The sequence below is a fragment of the Neisseria sp. P0021.S006 genome, from assembly GCF_051956895.1.
The window spans coordinates 1-989 of the sequence record NZ_JBQCWZ010000496.1 but is presented as its reverse complement, the minus strand read 5'-3'; the positions used below and the strand labels follow the sequence as shown (position 1 = coordinate 989).

Genomic DNA, 989 nt, shown 5'->3' with positions numbered 1-989 from the left:
ACTTTTGCGATTTTTTTCATTTGATAATCCTTTTATTGATTTTACCGGCCGAACTTTTCAGACGGCCTGTTAGTGCCGGCAGCGAGTTTGCCGGTTTACCCAAATAATGTTGTGCTTCTTAAAGATGTACCCGACGGTTTGACAAACAGAACATTGGCACATTCCGGCAGGGCATTACGCCTCATCTCCGTTGTATCCGCCTGAATCGGCAGAACCGTTCAGACGGCCTGACTGACATTTATTGTCACTTTGTAACAATTTCACTTCGAGTAAGGCTTGGGGTTTAGAGATGTCCGGTTTTCGATAAATCAGGTTGTATTGCGTAATACCTTGTTATCTTTGTGCTTTAGTTCTTTTTGGCATTTGCCGGAGATTAGGTACTTAATCTTTCGGGTGTTATCCCTGCAAATTGTATGCCAGTTTTCTTTTATACGCATAATCTGAGTATGCCAAAATGTTGGCTTTATACAACATTCATATTAACGAACCAGAAACGGATTGTACCTTTTCTCATGCCCGATACTGGTCATACGGCCGTGTCCGGCTATAACTTGCGTGGTTTCGGGCAGGGTTAATAGTTTAGCGCAGATATTGTTTATGAGGTCATCATGATTGCCGCGTGGAAAATCTGTGCGACCGACAGTCTCATAAAATAAAACATCGCCTGCGACTAAAAGTTCATTTTCGGCGTTGTAAAAAACGACTTGGCCGGGAGTGTGGCCGGGAATGTGGAGGACTTGGAAGCTGTGATTGCCGACCTTGAGCGCTTCTCCTTCTTCCAACCAGCGTGTCGGCGTGAATGACGGAGAAACGGGGAAGCCGTATTGCGCCGTCGTTTGCGGAAGGGCTTGGAGCAGGAATTCGTCGTCTTTGTGCGGGCCGAGAACGGGTACGTCGCAGGTTTTCAAAAGTTCAACCACGCCGCCTGCGTGGTCAAGATGGCCGTGGGTCAGCCAAATGGCCGTCAGCTTGAGGCCTTTGTTTTGGAC

Annotated in this window: 1 protein-coding gene; it reads right to left on the bottom strand. The window is 47.1% G+C overall.

From position 1 onward, the window contains the following. Positions 1-479: 479 nt before the first annotated feature. The coding region (locus ACTHUM_RS15240; protein WP_440403318.1) for an MBL fold metallo-hydrolase at positions 480-989 on the bottom strand (510 nt) is incomplete at its 5' end.